15 protein-coding genes are annotated in these 14,792 nt (G+C 54.8%); 6 read left to right on the top strand and 9 right to left on the bottom strand.

The genetic code is table 11. The features are described 5' to 3' along the window. Positions 1–45: 45 nt before the first annotated feature. From wzz(fepE) to SP99_RS18155, 6 genes are all read right to left on the bottom strand, one after another. A complete protein-coding gene (wzz(fepE), locus tag SP99_RS18130; RefSeq protein WP_047959404.1) occupies positions 46–1,170 on the bottom strand; it encodes an LPS O-antigen length regulator Wzz(fepE) in 1,125 nt (374 codons plus the stop codon). Positions 1,171–1,380: 210 nt separating this feature from the next. After that, on the bottom strand, positions 1,381–2,796 hold the full coding sequence (gene araE / locus SP99_RS18135; protein WP_025757791.1) for an arabinose-proton symporter AraE: 1,416 nt from the start codon (positions 2,794–2,796) through the stop codon (positions 1,381–1,383). A 310-nt stretch (positions 2,797–3,106) separates the two neighbouring features. Then, positions 3,107–3,868 (bottom strand): 2-dehydro-3-deoxy-D-gluconate 5-dehydrogenase KduD, encoded by a 762-nt coding sequence (gene kduD / locus SP99_RS18140; protein WP_047959405.1) that lies wholly within the window; start codon positions 3,866–3,868, stop codon positions 3,107–3,109. Between the two features lie 63 nt (positions 3,869–3,931). Next, positions 3,932–4,768: a 5-dehydro-4-deoxy-D-glucuronate isomerase gene (gene kduI, locus SP99_RS18145; protein ID WP_047959406.1), complete on the bottom strand. Its 837-nt coding sequence runs from the start codon at positions 4,766–4,768 to the stop codon at positions 3,932–3,934. Between the two features lie 238 nt (positions 4,769–5,006). Then, entirely contained in the window at positions 5,007–6,185 is a 1,179-nt protein-coding gene (locus SP99_RS18150; RefSeq protein WP_025757788.1) for an acetyl-CoA C-acetyltransferase, read from the bottom strand. A gap of 93 nt (positions 6,186–6,278) precedes the next feature. Further along, positions 6,279–7,145 (bottom strand): LysR family transcriptional regulator, encoded by an 867-nt coding sequence (locus SP99_RS18155; RefSeq protein ID WP_047959407.1) that lies wholly within the window; start codon positions 7,143–7,145, stop codon positions 6,279–6,281. A 105-nt stretch (positions 7,146–7,250) separates the two neighbouring features. Here SP99_RS18155 and SP99_RS18160 point away from each other — a divergent pair, with 105 nt between their 5' ends. Both SP99_RS18160 and SP99_RS18165 read left to right on the top strand, forming a co-directional pair. After that, positions 7,251–7,712, top strand: a complete 462-nt coding sequence (locus SP99_RS18160) for a multidrug/biocide efflux PACE transporter (RefSeq protein ID WP_047959408.1) — start codon at positions 7,251–7,253, stop codon at positions 7,710–7,712. A 119-nt stretch (positions 7,713–7,831) separates the two neighbouring features. Continuing rightward, on the top strand, positions 7,832–9,061 hold the full coding sequence (locus tag SP99_RS18165) for an amino acid permease (protein WP_047959409.1): 1,230 nt from the start codon (positions 7,832–7,834) through the stop codon (positions 9,059–9,061). Between the two features lie 55 nt (positions 9,062–9,116). On the opposite strand, the gene SP99_RS18170 is transcribed toward SP99_RS18165, so the two are convergent. Beyond that, positions 9,117–9,569 carry an Lrp/AsnC family transcriptional regulator gene (locus SP99_RS18170; protein ID WP_021242030.1) on the bottom strand — a complete coding sequence of 151 codons (453 nt, stop codon included), beginning with the start codon at positions 9,567–9,569 and terminating at the stop codon, positions 9,117–9,119. Positions 9,570–9,685: 116 nt separating this feature from the next. Here SP99_RS18170 and SP99_RS18175 point away from each other — a divergent pair, with 116 nt between their 5' ends. Next, positions 9,686–10,297 carry a LysE family translocator gene (locus SP99_RS18175; protein ID WP_047959410.1) on the top strand — a complete coding sequence of 204 codons (612 nt, stop codon included), beginning with the start codon at positions 9,686–9,688 and terminating at the stop codon, positions 10,295–10,297. Between the two features lie 169 nt (positions 10,298–10,466). On the opposite strand, the gene SP99_RS18180 is transcribed toward SP99_RS18175, so the two are convergent. After that, a complete protein-coding gene (locus SP99_RS18180; protein ID WP_008499687.1) occupies positions 10,467–10,739 on the bottom strand; it encodes a GNAT family N-acetyltransferase in 273 nt (90 codons plus the stop codon). A gap of 10 nt (positions 10,740–10,749) precedes the next feature. Further along, entirely contained in the window at positions 10,750–10,980 is a 231-nt protein-coding gene (yjdI, locus tag SP99_RS18185; protein ID WP_008499689.1) for a 4Fe-4S mono-cluster protein YjdI, read from the bottom strand. Positions 10,981–11,156: 176 nt separating this feature from the next. Here yjdI and SP99_RS18190 point away from each other — a divergent pair, with 176 nt between their 5' ends. From SP99_RS18190 to SP99_RS18200, 3 genes are all read left to right on the top strand, one after another. After that, positions 11,157–12,797: an ATP-binding protein gene (locus SP99_RS18190; protein ID WP_047959411.1), complete on the top strand. Its 1,641-nt coding sequence runs from the start codon at positions 11,157–11,159 to the stop codon at positions 12,795–12,797. Then, entirely contained in the window at positions 12,781–13,476 is a 696-nt protein-coding gene (locus SP99_RS18195) for a response regulator (protein ID WP_156167807.1), read from the top strand. The genes SP99_RS18190 and SP99_RS18195 overlap by 17 nt, the downstream gene beginning before the upstream one ends. A gap of 168 nt (positions 13,477–13,644) precedes the next feature. Then, the gene (locus SP99_RS18200; protein ID WP_045285838.1) at positions 13,645–14,733 is read left to right on the top strand and encodes an ABC transporter substrate-binding protein; all 1,089 of its coding nucleotides are present in this window, start codon (positions 13,645–13,647) and stop codon (positions 14,731–14,733) included. Positions 14,734–14,792: the final 59 nt, after the last annotated feature.

The raw sequence follows: 14,792 nt of genomic DNA on the forward strand, positions 1-14,792 counted from the left end.
CATAAAAAAAGGCGCTGAAGTCAGCGCCTTTTTAATCTGCAGAGGTTATTCCGTCACCGGCTCTGGCAGAGGATTACGGGTGAGCATCGCCTCACGCAGTAAAACGCTACCGCAGGCAAACAGCCCACCCAGGATTGCCGACAGAAGGACAATCAGGGCTTTACCCGGGCCATCTTTTTTCACCGGCATGGACGGTGAAAGCTGGTACCTGAAGGGCTCAAGTTTGACGTCGGCAAAGGAGAGTTTTTTCAGCTGTGCCAGGTAGTATTCCCGGTTCTGGAAATCCGCATTCAGCTCGGTCACGTCCTTCAGATTTTTTTCAATCTGCAGTTTTTGCGCAATGCCGTCAGCGCCGAGCGCAACGGAGTAATCAGGGTCATCTTTTACTGCCTGCCCGTTACTGTAGACCGGCTTCTTAATACCTGCGGCATTCGCCACGGCCAGCGAATAATTCAGTCGCTGCAGGTTGGTATTATGAATATTGGTCAGACGAACACGGTCCAGTTCCAGCTGCTGTTCAACGGCTTTCGTTTTCAGGGTTATCTGGCTACGGATATTCTGAATCGTCTCTTTTTCGACAATCGCGGTAATGTAATTGATATAGCCTTCCAGCACGGTTTGCGCATCGCCTGCTGTTGGTGCCGTGAAGCTCAATGTCCAGGAGACATACGGCATTTTATCCGCATCTTTAACCTGAGTGTCATTCACCGCTTTCATTCGTTCTGAGATATTGACTATTGCACGATGCAGCTCAAGCGCATCCACCTCAGTACCTTCCAGCTGCGACGTCACGTAAGGAGAGGTTTTCATGTACTCTTCGAGCAATGACTGCGACTGAAACTTTTTAATAAACAGATCAAAGACTTCCGGGCGGGAAATTTTCGCATCCACGTCAAGGACCTGTAATGCAACCAGCATCTGGCGCAACGGGTTCCACTGCGACTGCTCTGCCTGCGTGATCACGGCTTTACTGGTCCATTTCTGCGGCAGTAAAAATGAAACGGCCAGGCCTACCAGCGTGAAAGCAAGCGTCACGGCGATGATGCGTTTTTTCGCCGCCAGCAGCACTTCAACCAGACCCAAAAGATCTATCTCTTTAGCGTGTACAACCGGGGTGGCATAACGGGGAAAATCAAGATCTGTGCTTTTTTTGATATCCATCTCAGACATAGGCATTTTTCTTTTTAGGATTCGGCTTAATTTGCGCAAATAACAGCGGTGGTCGGATGATACATTATCCTAAGAATTATCTTAAGCTCAAATCCCTTAATTTATCCCCCCCTGCCAGAGTTGGTAGTGAGTTTCATTACGTTATTATTGTCATAACGCTGAATCATTCCAACTCCGGCATCGTCTGAAGCGTTTATACAGGCAATACGATCACACCCCGATATTGCGCAATTTCTCTCCTGCCATCAGCTTGCGCTCGATATGTTCCAGCGTTACGCCTTTCGTTTCCGGGATCAGCCAGAACGTGACGCCGATAAACACCACGTTCAGCACGGTATAGAGCCAGAACGTTCCCGCGGCGCCAATAGCGTCCAGCAGCGTCAGGAACGTCGCGCCGATGATCATGTTGGACACCCAGTTGGTGGTGGTCGAGCAGGTGATACCAAAGTCACGGCATTTGAGCGGCTGAATTTCGGAGCACAGGATCCACACCACGGGCGCGGCGCTCATCGCGTATCCTGCAATACACATCATCGTCATGCCGACAGAAAGCCAGGAAAGGCCACTTGAGGCGGTGCCGTTATCAAACTGCATCAGACAGTAGCCGAGGATCAGCGTACCGAGCGCCATCACGCTGAAGCCAATTTTCAGCGCCGGTTTACGTCCGGCTTTATCCACGGTGAATACGGCAATAAAGGTGGCGAACATGAAGGTCAGCCCGACCACCAGGGTGGCGATCATCTGCTGTTCCGTGGTGGTGAACCCGGCCATTTTGAAAATGCGTGGCGCGTAGTACATGATGATGTTCATGCCGGTAAATTGCTGCATCGCCTGCAGCAACATGCCGAGGAAGACCGCGCGGCGCACGTTGCGGTTGATCTTAAACAACGCCCAGCCTCCCTGCTTCAGCTTCAGGCTTTCGCGGATTTCATTGAGCTCTTCACGCGCTTTTTCTGAGGTGTCGCGCAGCATACGCAACACCTCTTCCGCCTCCACGTGGCGCCCTTTTTGCGCCAGCCAGCGCGGACTGTTTGGCAGGAAAATCACCAGCACGATCAGCACCAGCGCCGGTAAGGCCAGCACGCCGAGCATTGCGCGCCAGTTGCCGCTGTAGCTGAAGTAAGTGTCAGAGAGGAACGCCAGCACAATACCCAGGGTGACCATCAGCTGGTACATGCTGATCATCTTCCCGCGGACATTCTCACTCGCCATTTCGGAGAGATAAAGTGGGGCCGTGTAGGAGGCAATCCCCACCGCCACCCCCAGCAGCACGCGGGAGAGCAGCAACACCTCCACGTGCGTGGCAAATGCGGAGCCAATGGAACCCGCGACAAACAGAACCGCCCCGACCATCAGGCTGTATTTGCGCCCCAGACGAAACGAGAGCCAGCCGTTGAACAACGCGCCGATAGCCGCGCCAAGCATCATGCTGCTCACCACCCACTCCTGCAGACGGCTGCTCAGGGTAAAGTGATCGGTAATAAACGGTAAGGCGCCGGCAATCACGCCGATATCCAGTCCGAATAATAAGCCCGCCACGGCGGCGGCCACAGAGACAAACTGGTTCATGCGGCGTGTATCCCGCAGCGCAGCGGGCATAAGGGTAGAGTCATTTATTGATGTCATAGTTTCCTGCCTGAACAGTAAATGCGTTAAGTGAAATTACGAGATAGCGAGAAAAAGTGTCAGGTGGGAAAAGGTGAAGATATGGATTATTTCGCTACGACATAGCGATCTGTGATGGACATTACAATTTCAATTAATGCTGAATAATCGCATTGTTTTACTAATACATTAATTTTCCAGCAATAAAAGTGTGATGATGGTCATTTATGACTTTTTAGTATGGATTTTTCGTGTTTATCGATATGGACGTTGACAATTTTTGAGCAAAAAAAACCTCCGCCCGAAGGCAGAGGTGTTTGCCAGAAGCCGCTTATCGCGCCAGCCAGCCGCCATCCACCGCCACGGTGTAGCCGTTGATATAGTCCGATGCCGACGAGGCCAGAAACACGACCGGCCCCATCAGATCACCCGGAAGCCCCCAGCGCCCCGCCGGAATGCGGTCGAGAATTTCCGCGCTACGCTGCTCGTCGGCGCGCAACTGCTGCGTGTTGTTGGTTGCCATGTAACCCGGTGCAATCGCATTCACATTGATATTATGCTTCGCCCATTCGTTTGCCAGCAGGCGGGTCACACCCATCACGGCACTTTTGGACGCAGTGTAAGACGGTACGCGAATACCGCCCTGGAACGAGAGCATAGAGGCGATATTAACGATCTTGCCGCCGTTCCCCTGCGCAATAAAGTGTTTTGCCGCCGCCTGGGACATGAAAAATACGCTCTTGATGTTCAAATCCATCACGTCGTCCCAGTCGCGCTCGCTGAAGTTAATCGCATCTTCGCGGCGAATCAGCCCGGCATTGTTCACCAGGATGTCGATATGACCGAATTCCGCCACCGCGCGATCCAGCAGTTCAGGAATGGCGTCAATTTTACGCAGGTCAGCGGTCAGGCTCAGGAAACGGCGGCCCAGGGCCGTCACGCGCTCGATGGTTTCCGTTGGCTCGACGAGATTAATCCCGACGATATCGCAGCCCGCTTCCGCCAGCCCTAACGCCATCCCCTGACCCAGACCGGTGTCACACCCGGAGACCACGGCCACTTTACCCTGCAGAGAGAATGCATCCAGAATCATGTTTGTTCCTTACTCGTTCAGAGCCTGTCACGCACAGGCAGGTTGATACTTCACTGCCCGCGACTAGCGCAGATCGCTGACCGCAACATGGTCCATATCATCAAAGACCTGGTTTTCACCCACCATTCCCCAGATAAAGGTATAGGCTTTCGTCCCGACGCCGGAGTGAATGGACCAGCTCGGCGAAATGACCGCCTGCTCATTGTGCATCACGATATGGCGCGTTTCCTGGGGTTGTCCCATCATATGGAACACACAGGCGTCCTCCTCCATGTTGAAATAGAAGTAGACCTCCATCCGGCGCTCGTGGGTATGGCACGGCATGGTGTTCCACAGGTTGCCCGGCGCCAGCTCGGTCAACCCCATGCTGAGCTGGCAGGTCTCCAGCACGTCAGGAACGAAGTATTTGTTGATGGTGCGGCGGTTGCTGGTGAGGTTATCGCCAAGCGTTACCGGGGCGACATCCGCCGGAGTCACTTTTTTGGTTGGACAGGTGTAATGTGCCGGCGCGCAGTTATAGTAAAACTTCGCCGGTTTGCCGCCGTCGATGCTGGCAAAGAGCACCTCTTTTGCACCTTTCCCCACGTACAGCGCCTCGCGATGGCCAATCTCATAGCACTGGCCGTCGACGGTGATGGTGCCCGGCCCGCCGATGTTAATGACCCCCAGCTCGCGACGCTTCAGAAAATAGCTTACGCCCAGCTGTTTACCGACCTCACCGCCCACGGAGACGGTTTGCGTGACGGGCATAATCCCGCCCACAATAATGCGGTCGATATGGCTGTAAACCATGGTGTAGTTATCAGCCTCGAACACCTGCCCGACTAAAAACGCATTGCGCAACCCCTGAGTATCCAGCGTTTTGGCGTGCGCACTGTGGATGCTTTCTCTGACGTCCACGGTAACCTCCAGATGTGGTCATGCCCGAAGGCGGAAAATAAACGAAACAATGTTTCGTTTTTCATCATGAGCACATACTATCGGCATAAAGTGGGCTTTTCAATTACAATTAAAACAGCGTTTCATTTTTTTATTTTGTTTATAACGAAAATGACGCCCGGATCACGATACGCGGCCAGGCAACAAGCAGTAGGATAAAAAAAACCTCCCGCAGGAGGTTTTATTCGATGAACCAGGTTTAGCGTTCGATGGCCAGCGCCACCCCTTGCCCACCGCCGATACAGAGGGTGGCAATCCCTTTACGGGCGTTGCGCTTTTTCATTTCGTGGACCAGCGAAACCAGGATCCGGCACCCGGAGGCGCCGATAGGATGCCCCAGCGCGATCGCCCCACCGTTAACGTTAACCCGCAGCGGATCCCACTCCAGCATTTTGCCAACCGAGATGGCCTGCGCGGCAAAAGCTTCGTTCACCTCAATCAGATCAACGTCAGAAAGCTGCCACCCTGCGCGATCGAGACAGCGACGGGTCGCATAGACCGGCGCGATCCCCATTAACGCAGGATCAACCCCCACGCTGGCGAAGGCTTTAATGCGGGCCAGCACGGGGAGATCGAGCTCAAGGGCTTTGCTTTCGCTCATCATCATGACGGCGGCAGCGCCGTCGTTAATGGAAGAGGCATTCCCCGCCGTCACCGAGCCCTGCGTTTCAAAAGCAGGATTCAGCCTCGCCAGGCCTTCAGCACTGGCGTCGGTGCGCGGCTGTTCATCGGTATCCACGACGATAACGTCGCCATTCTGACGCCGGGTGCTGACCGGTACAATTTCGTCGCGAAAACGACCGGAGTCGATCGCCGCGCGCGCTTTTTGCTGCGAGCTGAGCGCATACGCATCCTGCAATTCACGGCTGATGCCATACTCGCGCGCCAGGTTTTCCGCCGTCACGCCCATATGGTAATCATTAAAGGCATCCCACAGCCCGTCATGCACCAGGCTGTCGAGCAGCTGGCTATTGCCCAACTGTGCGCCGGTACGGCTGTCGGTCAGTACATGCGGCGCACGGCTCATGTTCTCTTGCCCGCCAGCAATAACCACATCCGCTTCACCACACTGAATGGCCTGCGTCGCGAGATGCAGCGCTTTTAATCCTGATCCACAGACGTCGTTGATGGTAATGGCGGAGACGGTATTGGGCAGTCCGCCTTTCAGCGCCGCCTGCCGTGCAGGGTTTTGTCCGGCGCCGGCCGTGAGCACCTGACCGAGGATCACCTCGTCCACTTCATGTGCTGCGATCCCGCTGCGTTCCACCAGCGCTTTCACCACCACGCTCCCCAGGTCAACCGCCGAATGACGCGCCAGCGCTCCCTGAAAACAGCCGATAGCTGTACGCAACGCACCCACTATTACGACATCTTTCATCACGACCTCTGTGTTAAATGACATGACGATAGTAGAGGATTGTTACTGGCAATTATCTTAATTGTTTAAAAATAGTGAGTTTAATCACAAGGATCAGCGCGCATCCTGCAGATACTGCCGCAGCCAGCGTCCGGCCACGCCGGGAGGGGATCGTTTATTCCACAGCAGATCGATGCCGATCGCCCGCGGCCAGCCTGGCACGTTGAGCTGTACCAGGGATTTCGCGGCGGCAAACTCATCCACCAGCGCGCAGGGCAACACGCACCAGCCAAATCCCTGTACCGCCATACTCAAGAGTAACAGGTAATTCGGTGCTGACCAGACGGGCCCGCGGGCGATCTCAGCCTCGCGTTCAAGATAGGTGCTCAGCCGCAGCTCCCGCCAGCCGTGCAGCTCGTCATGCTGAACGTCATCCTGCCCCGCCAGCGGGTGCGTGGTGGCAACATAGATCGCCATCCGGGTCTGCATCGGCAGGCGGGTAGCGCCGATATCGGTGGGGTAGCTGTCCCGGGCTTCCGTCAGTCCCACCTGAGCCCGCTCCTTTTGCAGCAGATCGATCACGTCCTCCTCCTCGCCAATCAGACATTCGAATTCCGTATGGGGAAAGCGGGCGTCAAACTGCTTCATCATCTCTTCCAGCACGTCCGGGTTGAGGGTATCGGAAAGGACAAACGTCAGACGCGCCTCGGTTTGCGCCGTTAATGACACCGCCAGCTCGTCCAGCCGCGTGCTGGCGGCGAGAATGGCCTGCACATAGCCCAGCACTTGTTCCCCCTGGGCCGTTAACACCGGCTGGCGCGCCGAGCGGTCAAACAGCTCGAATCCCAGATCGGCTTCAAGATTTGCAATGGACGTGCTGATCGTCGACTGGCTTTTACGCAGCCGGCGAGCGGCCGCCGAAAAAGAGCCCGCCGCAACGGTCTCGACAAAGGCGGTAAGGGCTTCAGGTGAATAGCGCATAACCTATCTAATTTTACGATGGATACTATCTTTAATATATCAGCTTTAGCGATAAAAATAGGCAGCATCAACGCCCATACCGGCGAATTAATGAGGTCTATAACTATGCAACATCAGGATGCACTCCAACGTAAACTGCCGGAGCGGATCTTTCATGCTGTCTGTTTCGAAGGGATCGCGACGGCGATCCTCGCCCCCACCGCGGCCTGGCTTATGCAGCGTTCCGTGGTGGAGATGGGTGGGTTGACCATTATTCTGGCCACCACGGCTATGCTCTGGAACATTATCTATAACGTCGGCTTCGACCGTTTCTGGCCGGTTCAGCGCGTCACACGTACAGCAAAAGTACGTACGCTGCATGCGCTGGGCTTCGAATGCGGGTTTATTGTGATTGGCGTATCGATTGTCGCCGCCGTGCTGGGGGTCACGCTGCTTCAGGCATTCACACTGGAAATAGGTTTCTTCCTGTTCTTCCTGCCGTACACCGTGTTCTATAACTGGGCGTACGATTGCCTTCGCGAAAAATTTCTTAAGCGCCGCCAGCAGCGACGCGCTCTGGCAGGCTAAATCTCCTCTGGCCGGACGTCCGTTCCGGCCTGACCACTTCGAAGCAACTGCGCTCTCCATGCATAACTATGGTAAATTGCACTCCATTCCGATGGTTTGATAGTTGATACGTTGCTCTAATGTCGAAAATTTGGTCAAAAGATGAGACTCTCTGGAGTTTCGCTCTCTACGGCACGGCCGTGGGCGCAGGAACGCTGTTCTTGCCCATTCAGCTGGGCTCCGCAGGCGCTATTGTCCTGTTTATTACCGCCCTCGTGGCCTACCCCTTAACCTACTGGCCGCACCGGGCGCTGGCGCAATTTATCCTGTCGTCAAAAACAAAGGGCAATGAAGGGATCACCGGCGCCGTCTCGCACTACTACGGCAGGAAGATTGGCAATCTGATCACCACGCTCTATTTCATCGCCTTCTTTGTGGTGGTGCAGATTTATGCGGTGGCCATCACCAACTCGCTGACGGAACAGCTGGCGAAACACCTGACGGTAGACACCACCGTTCGCGTGCTGGTCAGCCTGGGCGTGGTACTGGTGCTTAATCTGATCTTCCTGATGGGACGGCATATCACGATAAAAGTGATGGGCTTCCTCGTGTTTCCGCTGATTGCCTATTTCCTGTTTGTCTCGCTCTATCTGATTGGCAGCTGGCAGCCCTCGCTGCTGACCAGCCAGATGACCGTCGATCGCCATACGCTGCATCAGGTATGGATTTCGATTCCGGTGATGGTGTTTGCGTTCAGCCATACCCCGATTATCTCGACGTTTGCCGTTGACCGTCGCGAGAAGTTTGCCGATGGCGCGATGGATAAATGCAAGAAGATCATGAAGGTGGCATATCTGATTATCTGCCTGAGCGTGCTGTTCTTTGTCTTCAGCTGCCTGCTCTCTATCCCGCCGTCGTATATTGTGACCGCCAAAGCGCAAGGGGTGACTATCCTGTCAGCGCTGTCGATGATGCCGTCGTCACCGGCATGGCTCGGTATTTCCGGGATTATTGTGGCGATTATTGCGATGTCGAAATCGTTCCTCGGCACCTATTTTGGGGTGATTGAAGGGGCGACGGAGATCGTGAGGTCGTCGCTCAACCAGGTGGGTGTGAAAAAGAGCCGCGCCTTTAACCGCGCAGTTTCTATTATGGGGGTGTCGTTCATCACCTTTGCCGTCTGCTGCATTAACCCGAACGCCATTTCGATGATTTACGCCATCAGCGGCCCGCTAATCGCCATGATCCTGTTTATCATGCCGACGCTGTCGACGTATCTGATCCCCTCCCTGAAACAGTACCGTTCCATTGGCAACCTGCTGACGCTTATCGTCGGCGTGCTGTGCGTGTCGGTGATGTTTGTGGGCTAATCCCCTTTCCTGCCCGGCGCGATGCCGGGCAGGCCATTCAGTCCCGGCCTGCTGCTTACAGCGGAAAAGGCCTGTCCTGCACCACCGTTTTCATGACAAGCGTTGAGCGAAGATGCTGCACGCCGGGCATGGCGGAGAGCTTCTCGTCGTAGAGCTTCTGGAAAGCGGAAAGGTCGCGGGTCACGACGTGCATCAGATAATCAGGATCGCCAAATAAGCGCTGGGCCAGCACGATCTGCGGGATCTCCTCCACCGCCTCTTCAAACGCACTGACCGCCTTGCGGTCACCCTCTTTCAGCGTCGCGAACACTATCGCCAGGAAATTAAATCCCATTTTGGCGGGGTCGAGGCTGGCACGGTATCCCGTTATAGCCCCGCTTTGCTCCAGCGCCCGCACGCGACGATGGCACGGCGAGAGGCTCAGATTAACCCGCTCAGCCAGTTCGGTAAGCGACAGGCGGCCGTCAGACTGCAGCTCAGCAAGAATTTTTCGATCAATGCTATCCATATGGAAGATTTTCTCAATTTCACCGTGTTATGAGCATAACATTGAAAGCCTATTTCGCAGGGTTAACGATATTCTTTTTCGCAACGTTTAACGCACTGCGGGAGTATTTCAGGACGATGGAAATGAGTATTGTGGCCGGCTTTTGGGTGGTTTCTTTTCTGCTCATCATGACCCCGGGGGCCGACTGGGCCTACGCTATCAGCGCCGGGATCAACGGCCGCCGCGTGGTCCCGGCGGTGATGGGGCTAATGTCCGGGCATCTGCTAGCCACATTGATTGTGGTGGCTGGCGTGGGGGTATTGATTGCTCAACATCCGCTGGCGTTAGCCGGGCTGACCGTGGCGGGAGCCCTGTATCTGCTGTGGCTTGGCATAACGTTATGGCGTCACCCTGCCGCACCGGAAAAGGCCACCCAACATGCGGGTAACTGGACGCAGTGGGCGGTGAAAGGACTCTGCATTAGCGGCCTAAACCCGAAGGTTTTTTTGCTGTTCCTGGCCCTGCTTCCGCAATTTACAGATCCAACCGGAAGCTGGTCGATAGCGATGCAGATGTCTGCGCTTGGGATGATGCATCTTATCACCTGTACCCTGGTCTACCTGCTGGTGGGGTATGGTTCGAAAGCGGTGCTGGCGACCCGGCCACAGGCGGCGCGTCTGGTGAGCAGGGCATCGGGAGGGTTGATGGTGCTGATAGCGCTGGTATTGCTGTTTGAGCAGGTGAGATAACTGTCTTTTTTTGCCAGGTGGCGCTGCGCTTACCCGGCCTACATTTACAGCGATATCAATTAATTGCACAATTCATTGTAGGCCCGTGCAAGCGTAGCGCCGCCGGGCGAAACTCACGAATCGCACGTTGTCAGCAGTCTGAAATAACACCAGCTATCGCCGGTGTTATTTACGCCCGAATATCGTCATATTCCCGCGTTTTATCAAACTCATGTTTCGCGAACGGGCACAGCGGAATAATTTTACGGTTCTCACCGCGCATCTTCTCCACCACTTTCGCCACCAGCTGTTTACCGACGCCCTGCCCTTTCAGGCTCTCATCCACATCGGTATGCTCGATAATGCTCAGGTGCTCGCCGGTCGGCACGAAGACAATCTCTGCGACCTGATTCCCGTTCGCATCGTTCACGTAAAACTTGTTATGGCCTTCAAGAATATCCATGGTTCCTCGCTTATTTCTGGCGATACTTCAGGGCACCGCTCGGGCAGGTATCAATCACGCGTACAACCGTTTCAACGTCCACTTCATCAGGAATGATCCACGGCTTACGTTTCAGATTAAACAGCTTTGCGCTCCCACGCACGCAGTTACCGGAGTGTTTGCAGATCCCGGTGTTGAAGTAGACGTCAATTTTCTCGCCGGTATAGGCCCGGTAGCCCGCATCCAGTAGTTCTTTATCCATGACATTGCCTCTGTAATTATTATCGTGCTGAATGAAGAATAGCCTGACGGGATCCTTGTGGCTATAACGCCGAAAACGAAAAGCCAGGTCACAACTCTTTTCTCGCCAGATTGCGTCCGCTATTTGCACATGTCAGGCTCGGCAAATGTCACTTTTACAACACTGTCGCAGGTTGAATGAAACGCAGACTCTCTTTTCAGGTAAAGCTGTTTTTAGCGCTGGTGTGCTTCTCCTGCCTGCTGTTAGTTCTGCTGGGAACCATCCTGTTTCATTTTATTGACCGACAGCTTCATCACGATCTCGGCCAGCGCGCCCGGGTTCAGGCCAGCCAGATTGCGCTGATGCCGGGTCTGGCAGACAAGGTGGCCACCAGAGATATTCCGGGCATCGCCCGGCTGATTCAGCCGCTGCGTGCCGAAAGCGATGCCAGCTATATTGTGATTGGCGATACCCGCGAGCAGCACCTCTACCATTCGGAATCTCCGGAGCGCATTAATTTACCGATGATCGGTGGGGATAACGCGGAGGTATTAAAGGGCAAAACCATCATTTCCGTGCGTCAGGGTGGGATTGGCGTGTCGCTGCGCAGTAAAGCGCCCATTTTCAACGCCCAGCATCAGGTCATCGGCATTGTCTCGGTCGGCTATCTGACGTCGTATATTGCCAACATTAACGCCCGCATTTTGTGGCAGTCCGGGTTATACGGCGTTGCGCTTCTGCTGTTGCTGTTTATGTTCTCCTGGCTGTTTACCCGCAATTTAAAAAAACAGATGTTCCGGCTGGAGCCGAAAGATATCGCTCAGCTGGTTTTGCAGCAGCGGGCGCTATTAGAAGCCATGTATGAAGGGGTATTTGCCGTCAATGAAGAGAAGCAGCTGATTTTAATTAACCGCGCCGCCCGCGAAATGCTGGATATTCGTCAAAGTGAGAAAGACCTTATCGGCAAACCGCTGGAAGACGTTCTGCAGACATCTCCGGGCTTTTTATCCCAGCGTTACGCCTCGGTGAGCGCTGGCCGCCACGACCAGATTGCCGTGCTGAACCAGCGGGAGGTGATCGTCAACCGCGTCGCCATTGAGGTCGAGCCCGGCGTTGAAAGCGGATGGGTGTATAGCTTTCGCGACAAAAACGACATCAACACCCTCAGCAGCCAGCTTAGTCAGATCAAACGCTATGCGGATAACCTGCGCATTATGCGTCACGAACAGCTGAACTGGACCGCCACGCTGGTGGGCTTGCTGCAGATGAAACACTATGATGAGGCGATCCGTTACATCCAGGTGCAGTCAGAAGGCGCGCAGCGCGTGCTGGACTTTGTCTCTGCCCGTTTTGTCTCCCCGGCGCTGTGCGGGCTGCTGCTGGGTAAATATGTCAGCGCGCGCGAAAAAGGCATAGAACTGCAGTTTGATCCCGCCTGCCAGCTCACCCGCATGCCTGCCGCGCTGAGTGAAACGGAGCTGATGTCCATTATTGGTAATCTACTGGATAACGCCGTGGATGCGACCCTCAACGCACCGGTCCACGCCCCGGTAGAACTCTACATCTCTGACCGTAACCAGGAGCTGCTGATCGAGGTGGCCGACAGAGGCTGCGGCGTGGACGATGCGCTAAAACCGCATATTTTCCGCCAGGGGTTCAGCAGCAAGCCGGAACGTGAAAACGACATTGTGGGCACCGAGCACGGTATTGGCCTGTTCCTGGTGGCAGGCTATATCGATAAGGTGGGCGGCAGTATTGAGATTGCCGATAACACGCCGCAGGGCACGATTTTTTCTGTGTTTATTCCGAATGGACAACAGCATGACCCGACCACTTGATGTTGTGATAGTTGAAGATGAGCCGCACCTGGCGGAGCTGCATCGCGAGTATATCGAGCAGAATTTTCATTTGCGCGTGATGGGCATCGCCGCGTCAATCGAACAGGCGCACAGCCTGATCCGTCAATATCAGCCGCGGCTTATCCTGCTGGATAACTATCTCCCGGACGGCAAGGGGGTGGAGTTAATCGATAACCCGCTGCTGAAAAGCTATGAATGCTCGGTGATCTTCATCACCGCCGCCAGCGATATGCAAACCTGCAGCCACGCCATGCGCAGCGGCGCGTTTGACTACCTGATAAAACCCGTTTTTTTCCAGCGTCTGCACGCTTCGCTGGAGCGCTTTATGCGCTTCATCCACACCGTGCAGCAGGTGAAGGTGGTCGACCAGCATGCGCTGGATCGCCTGTTTAACCTGCCGGCCGCGGAGTCCTCACCTGCGCCGTCCACGAAGGGCATTGAACCCCAGACGCTGGAGCGGATAAAACGTCTGTTCGCCGACCATCCCGACAGTGCGATGTCGGTTGAAGAGGTGGTGGAAAACGTGGGGATCAGTAAAACCACGGGGCGCCGCTACCTTGAATACTGCGTGGAGAGCGGGTTGATCAACATCGAAATGCTGTATGGCAATATTGGTCATCCGCGCAGGTTATACCGCAAAGCTCCCGACAAACCGTAATCCGCAACCGTTCGTTGGCTAACGTTCGCGGATTTTATGGTGTTAATTGCTGAAACGACGGCGACAATCACACTTCGGAATCATTATCCGCTCCCCCCTATTGTGGGGAGAGCCCGATACGCTATGTTGACAATTAGTTCCTCAAATGTAACTAAAAGGTTAACTATAATGTCGAACACGTTCCGAATTTCTCTGCTTACCGCTACTGTACTGTTCTCTGCTTCTGCACTGTCCGCCCTGCCGCAGGGCTATCCTGCTGAGTATCAAAAAGTGGTCGATGCCGCCACGAAAGAGGGCAAGGTTGTCATTTATTCCACCACCGACATCAAAGCCGCCGGACCGCTGATCCAGGGCTTCGAACAAACCTACCCGGGCATCAAAGTCGAATACAACGACATGAACAGCACCGAGTTGTACAACCGTTTCATCAGCGAACAGGCCTCAGGCGGCGTGAGCGGCGACGTGGTCTGGAGCTCCTCGATGGACACCGGGCTGAAGCTCGCCACCGACTACGCCATGGAGTACAAATCCCCGGAACAGAGCCAACTGCCGAAATGGGCGGTCTGGAAAGATAAGGCCTACGGCACCACCTATGAGCCGGTGGTCTTTATCTACAACAAGCGCCTGATCCCGGCGGGCGACGTGCCGGATTCGCACGCCGCGCTGGCGAAGCTTATCGCCAGCCAGACGGACAAATTCAAGAACAAAGTCACCACCTATGACATCGAAAAATCGGGTCTGGGCTTTATGCTCTCGGTGCAGGATCACAACGCCGATCCAAACTACTTTAAGACCCTGGCCGACGTCGCCAAAGGGGGCTTATCGGTGCAGTCGTCTACCGGCACCATGATGGAGCGTGTCTCCTCCGGTGAAAACCTGATCGGCTTTAATATCCTTGGATCCTATGCTGAAGCGCGTGCGAAGAACGATCCGTCGCTCGGCATCGCCTATCCGAAGGATTACACCCTGGTGCTGTCGCGCGTGTCGTTCATCAGCCAGCAGTCGCAAAACAGCAATGCGGCCAAACTGTGGCTCGACTACGTGCTCTCTGAAAAAGGGCAAAGCATTCTGGCCAATCAGGCGGACATTCCGTCCATTCGTAACGATATCGAAGGGAAAAATGATATCGACGGCCTGACCAAAATCCTCGGCAACGCGCTGAAGCCGATCCCGGTTGATGAAACGCTGCTGGAATACCTGCAGCCGAAAAAACGCCTGGAGTACATCAAAGAGTGGCGTACCGCCGCCGGCAAATAAGCGTCTGAGCGCGGCGCAAGCCGCCGCGCTCCCTTATCGACCTGAGTTCGTTTTTCTGG

Source organism: Enterobacter sp. BIDMC92 (genome assembly GCF_001030225.1).
GTDB lineage: Bacteria > Pseudomonadota > Gammaproteobacteria > Enterobacterales > Enterobacteriaceae > Enterobacter > Enterobacter sichuanensis.

Bases quoted from the DNA above. Each gene is read 5' to 3' on its own strand.
- araE (WP_025757791.1), bottom strand. From the start codon at position 2,796: ATGACATCAATAAATGACTCTACCCTTATGCCCGCTGCGCTGCGGGAT.
- kduD (WP_047959405.1), bottom strand. From the start codon at position 3,868: ATGATTCTGGATGCATTCTCTCTGCAGGGTAAAGTGGCCGTGGTCTCC.
- SP99_RS18150 (WP_025757788.1), bottom strand. From the start codon at position 6,185: ATGAAAGATGTCGTAATAGTGGGTGCGTTGCGTACAGCTATCGGCTGT.
- SP99_RS18155 (WP_047959407.1), bottom strand. From the start codon at position 7,145: ATGCGCTATTCACCTGAAGCCCTTACCGCCTTTGTCGAGACCGTTGCG.
- SP99_RS18160 (WP_047959408.1), top strand. From the start codon at position 7,251: ATGCAACATCAGGATGCACTCCAACGTAAACTGCCGGAGCGGATCTTT.
- SP99_RS18165 (WP_047959409.1), top strand. From the start codon at position 7,832: ATGTCGAAAATTTGGTCAAAAGATGAGACTCTCTGGAGTTTCGCTCTC.
- SP99_RS18170 (WP_021242030.1), bottom strand. From the start codon at position 9,569: ATGGATAGCATTGATCGAAAAATTCTTGCTGAGCTGCAGTCTGACGGC.
- SP99_RS18175 (WP_047959410.1), top strand. From the start codon at position 9,686: ATGGAAATGAGTATTGTGGCCGGCTTTTGGGTGGTTTCTTTTCTGCTC.
- SP99_RS18180 (WP_008499687.1), bottom strand. From the start codon at position 10,739: ATGGATATTCTTGAAGGCCATAACAAGTTTTACGTGAACGATGCGAAC.
- yjdI (WP_008499689.1), bottom strand. From the start codon at position 10,980: ATGGATAAAGAACTACTGGATGCGGGCTACCGGGCCTATACCGGCGAG.
- SP99_RS18190 (WP_047959411.1), top strand. From the start codon at position 11,157: ATGAAACGCAGACTCTCTTTTCAGGTAAAGCTGTTTTTAGCGCTGGTG.
- SP99_RS18195 (WP_156167807.1), top strand. From the start codon at position 12,781: ATGACCCGACCACTTGATGTTGTGATAGTTGAAGATGAGCCGCACCTG.
- SP99_RS18200 (WP_045285838.1), top strand. From the start codon at position 13,645: ATGTCGAACACGTTCCGAATTTCTCTGCTTACCGCTACTGTACTGTTC.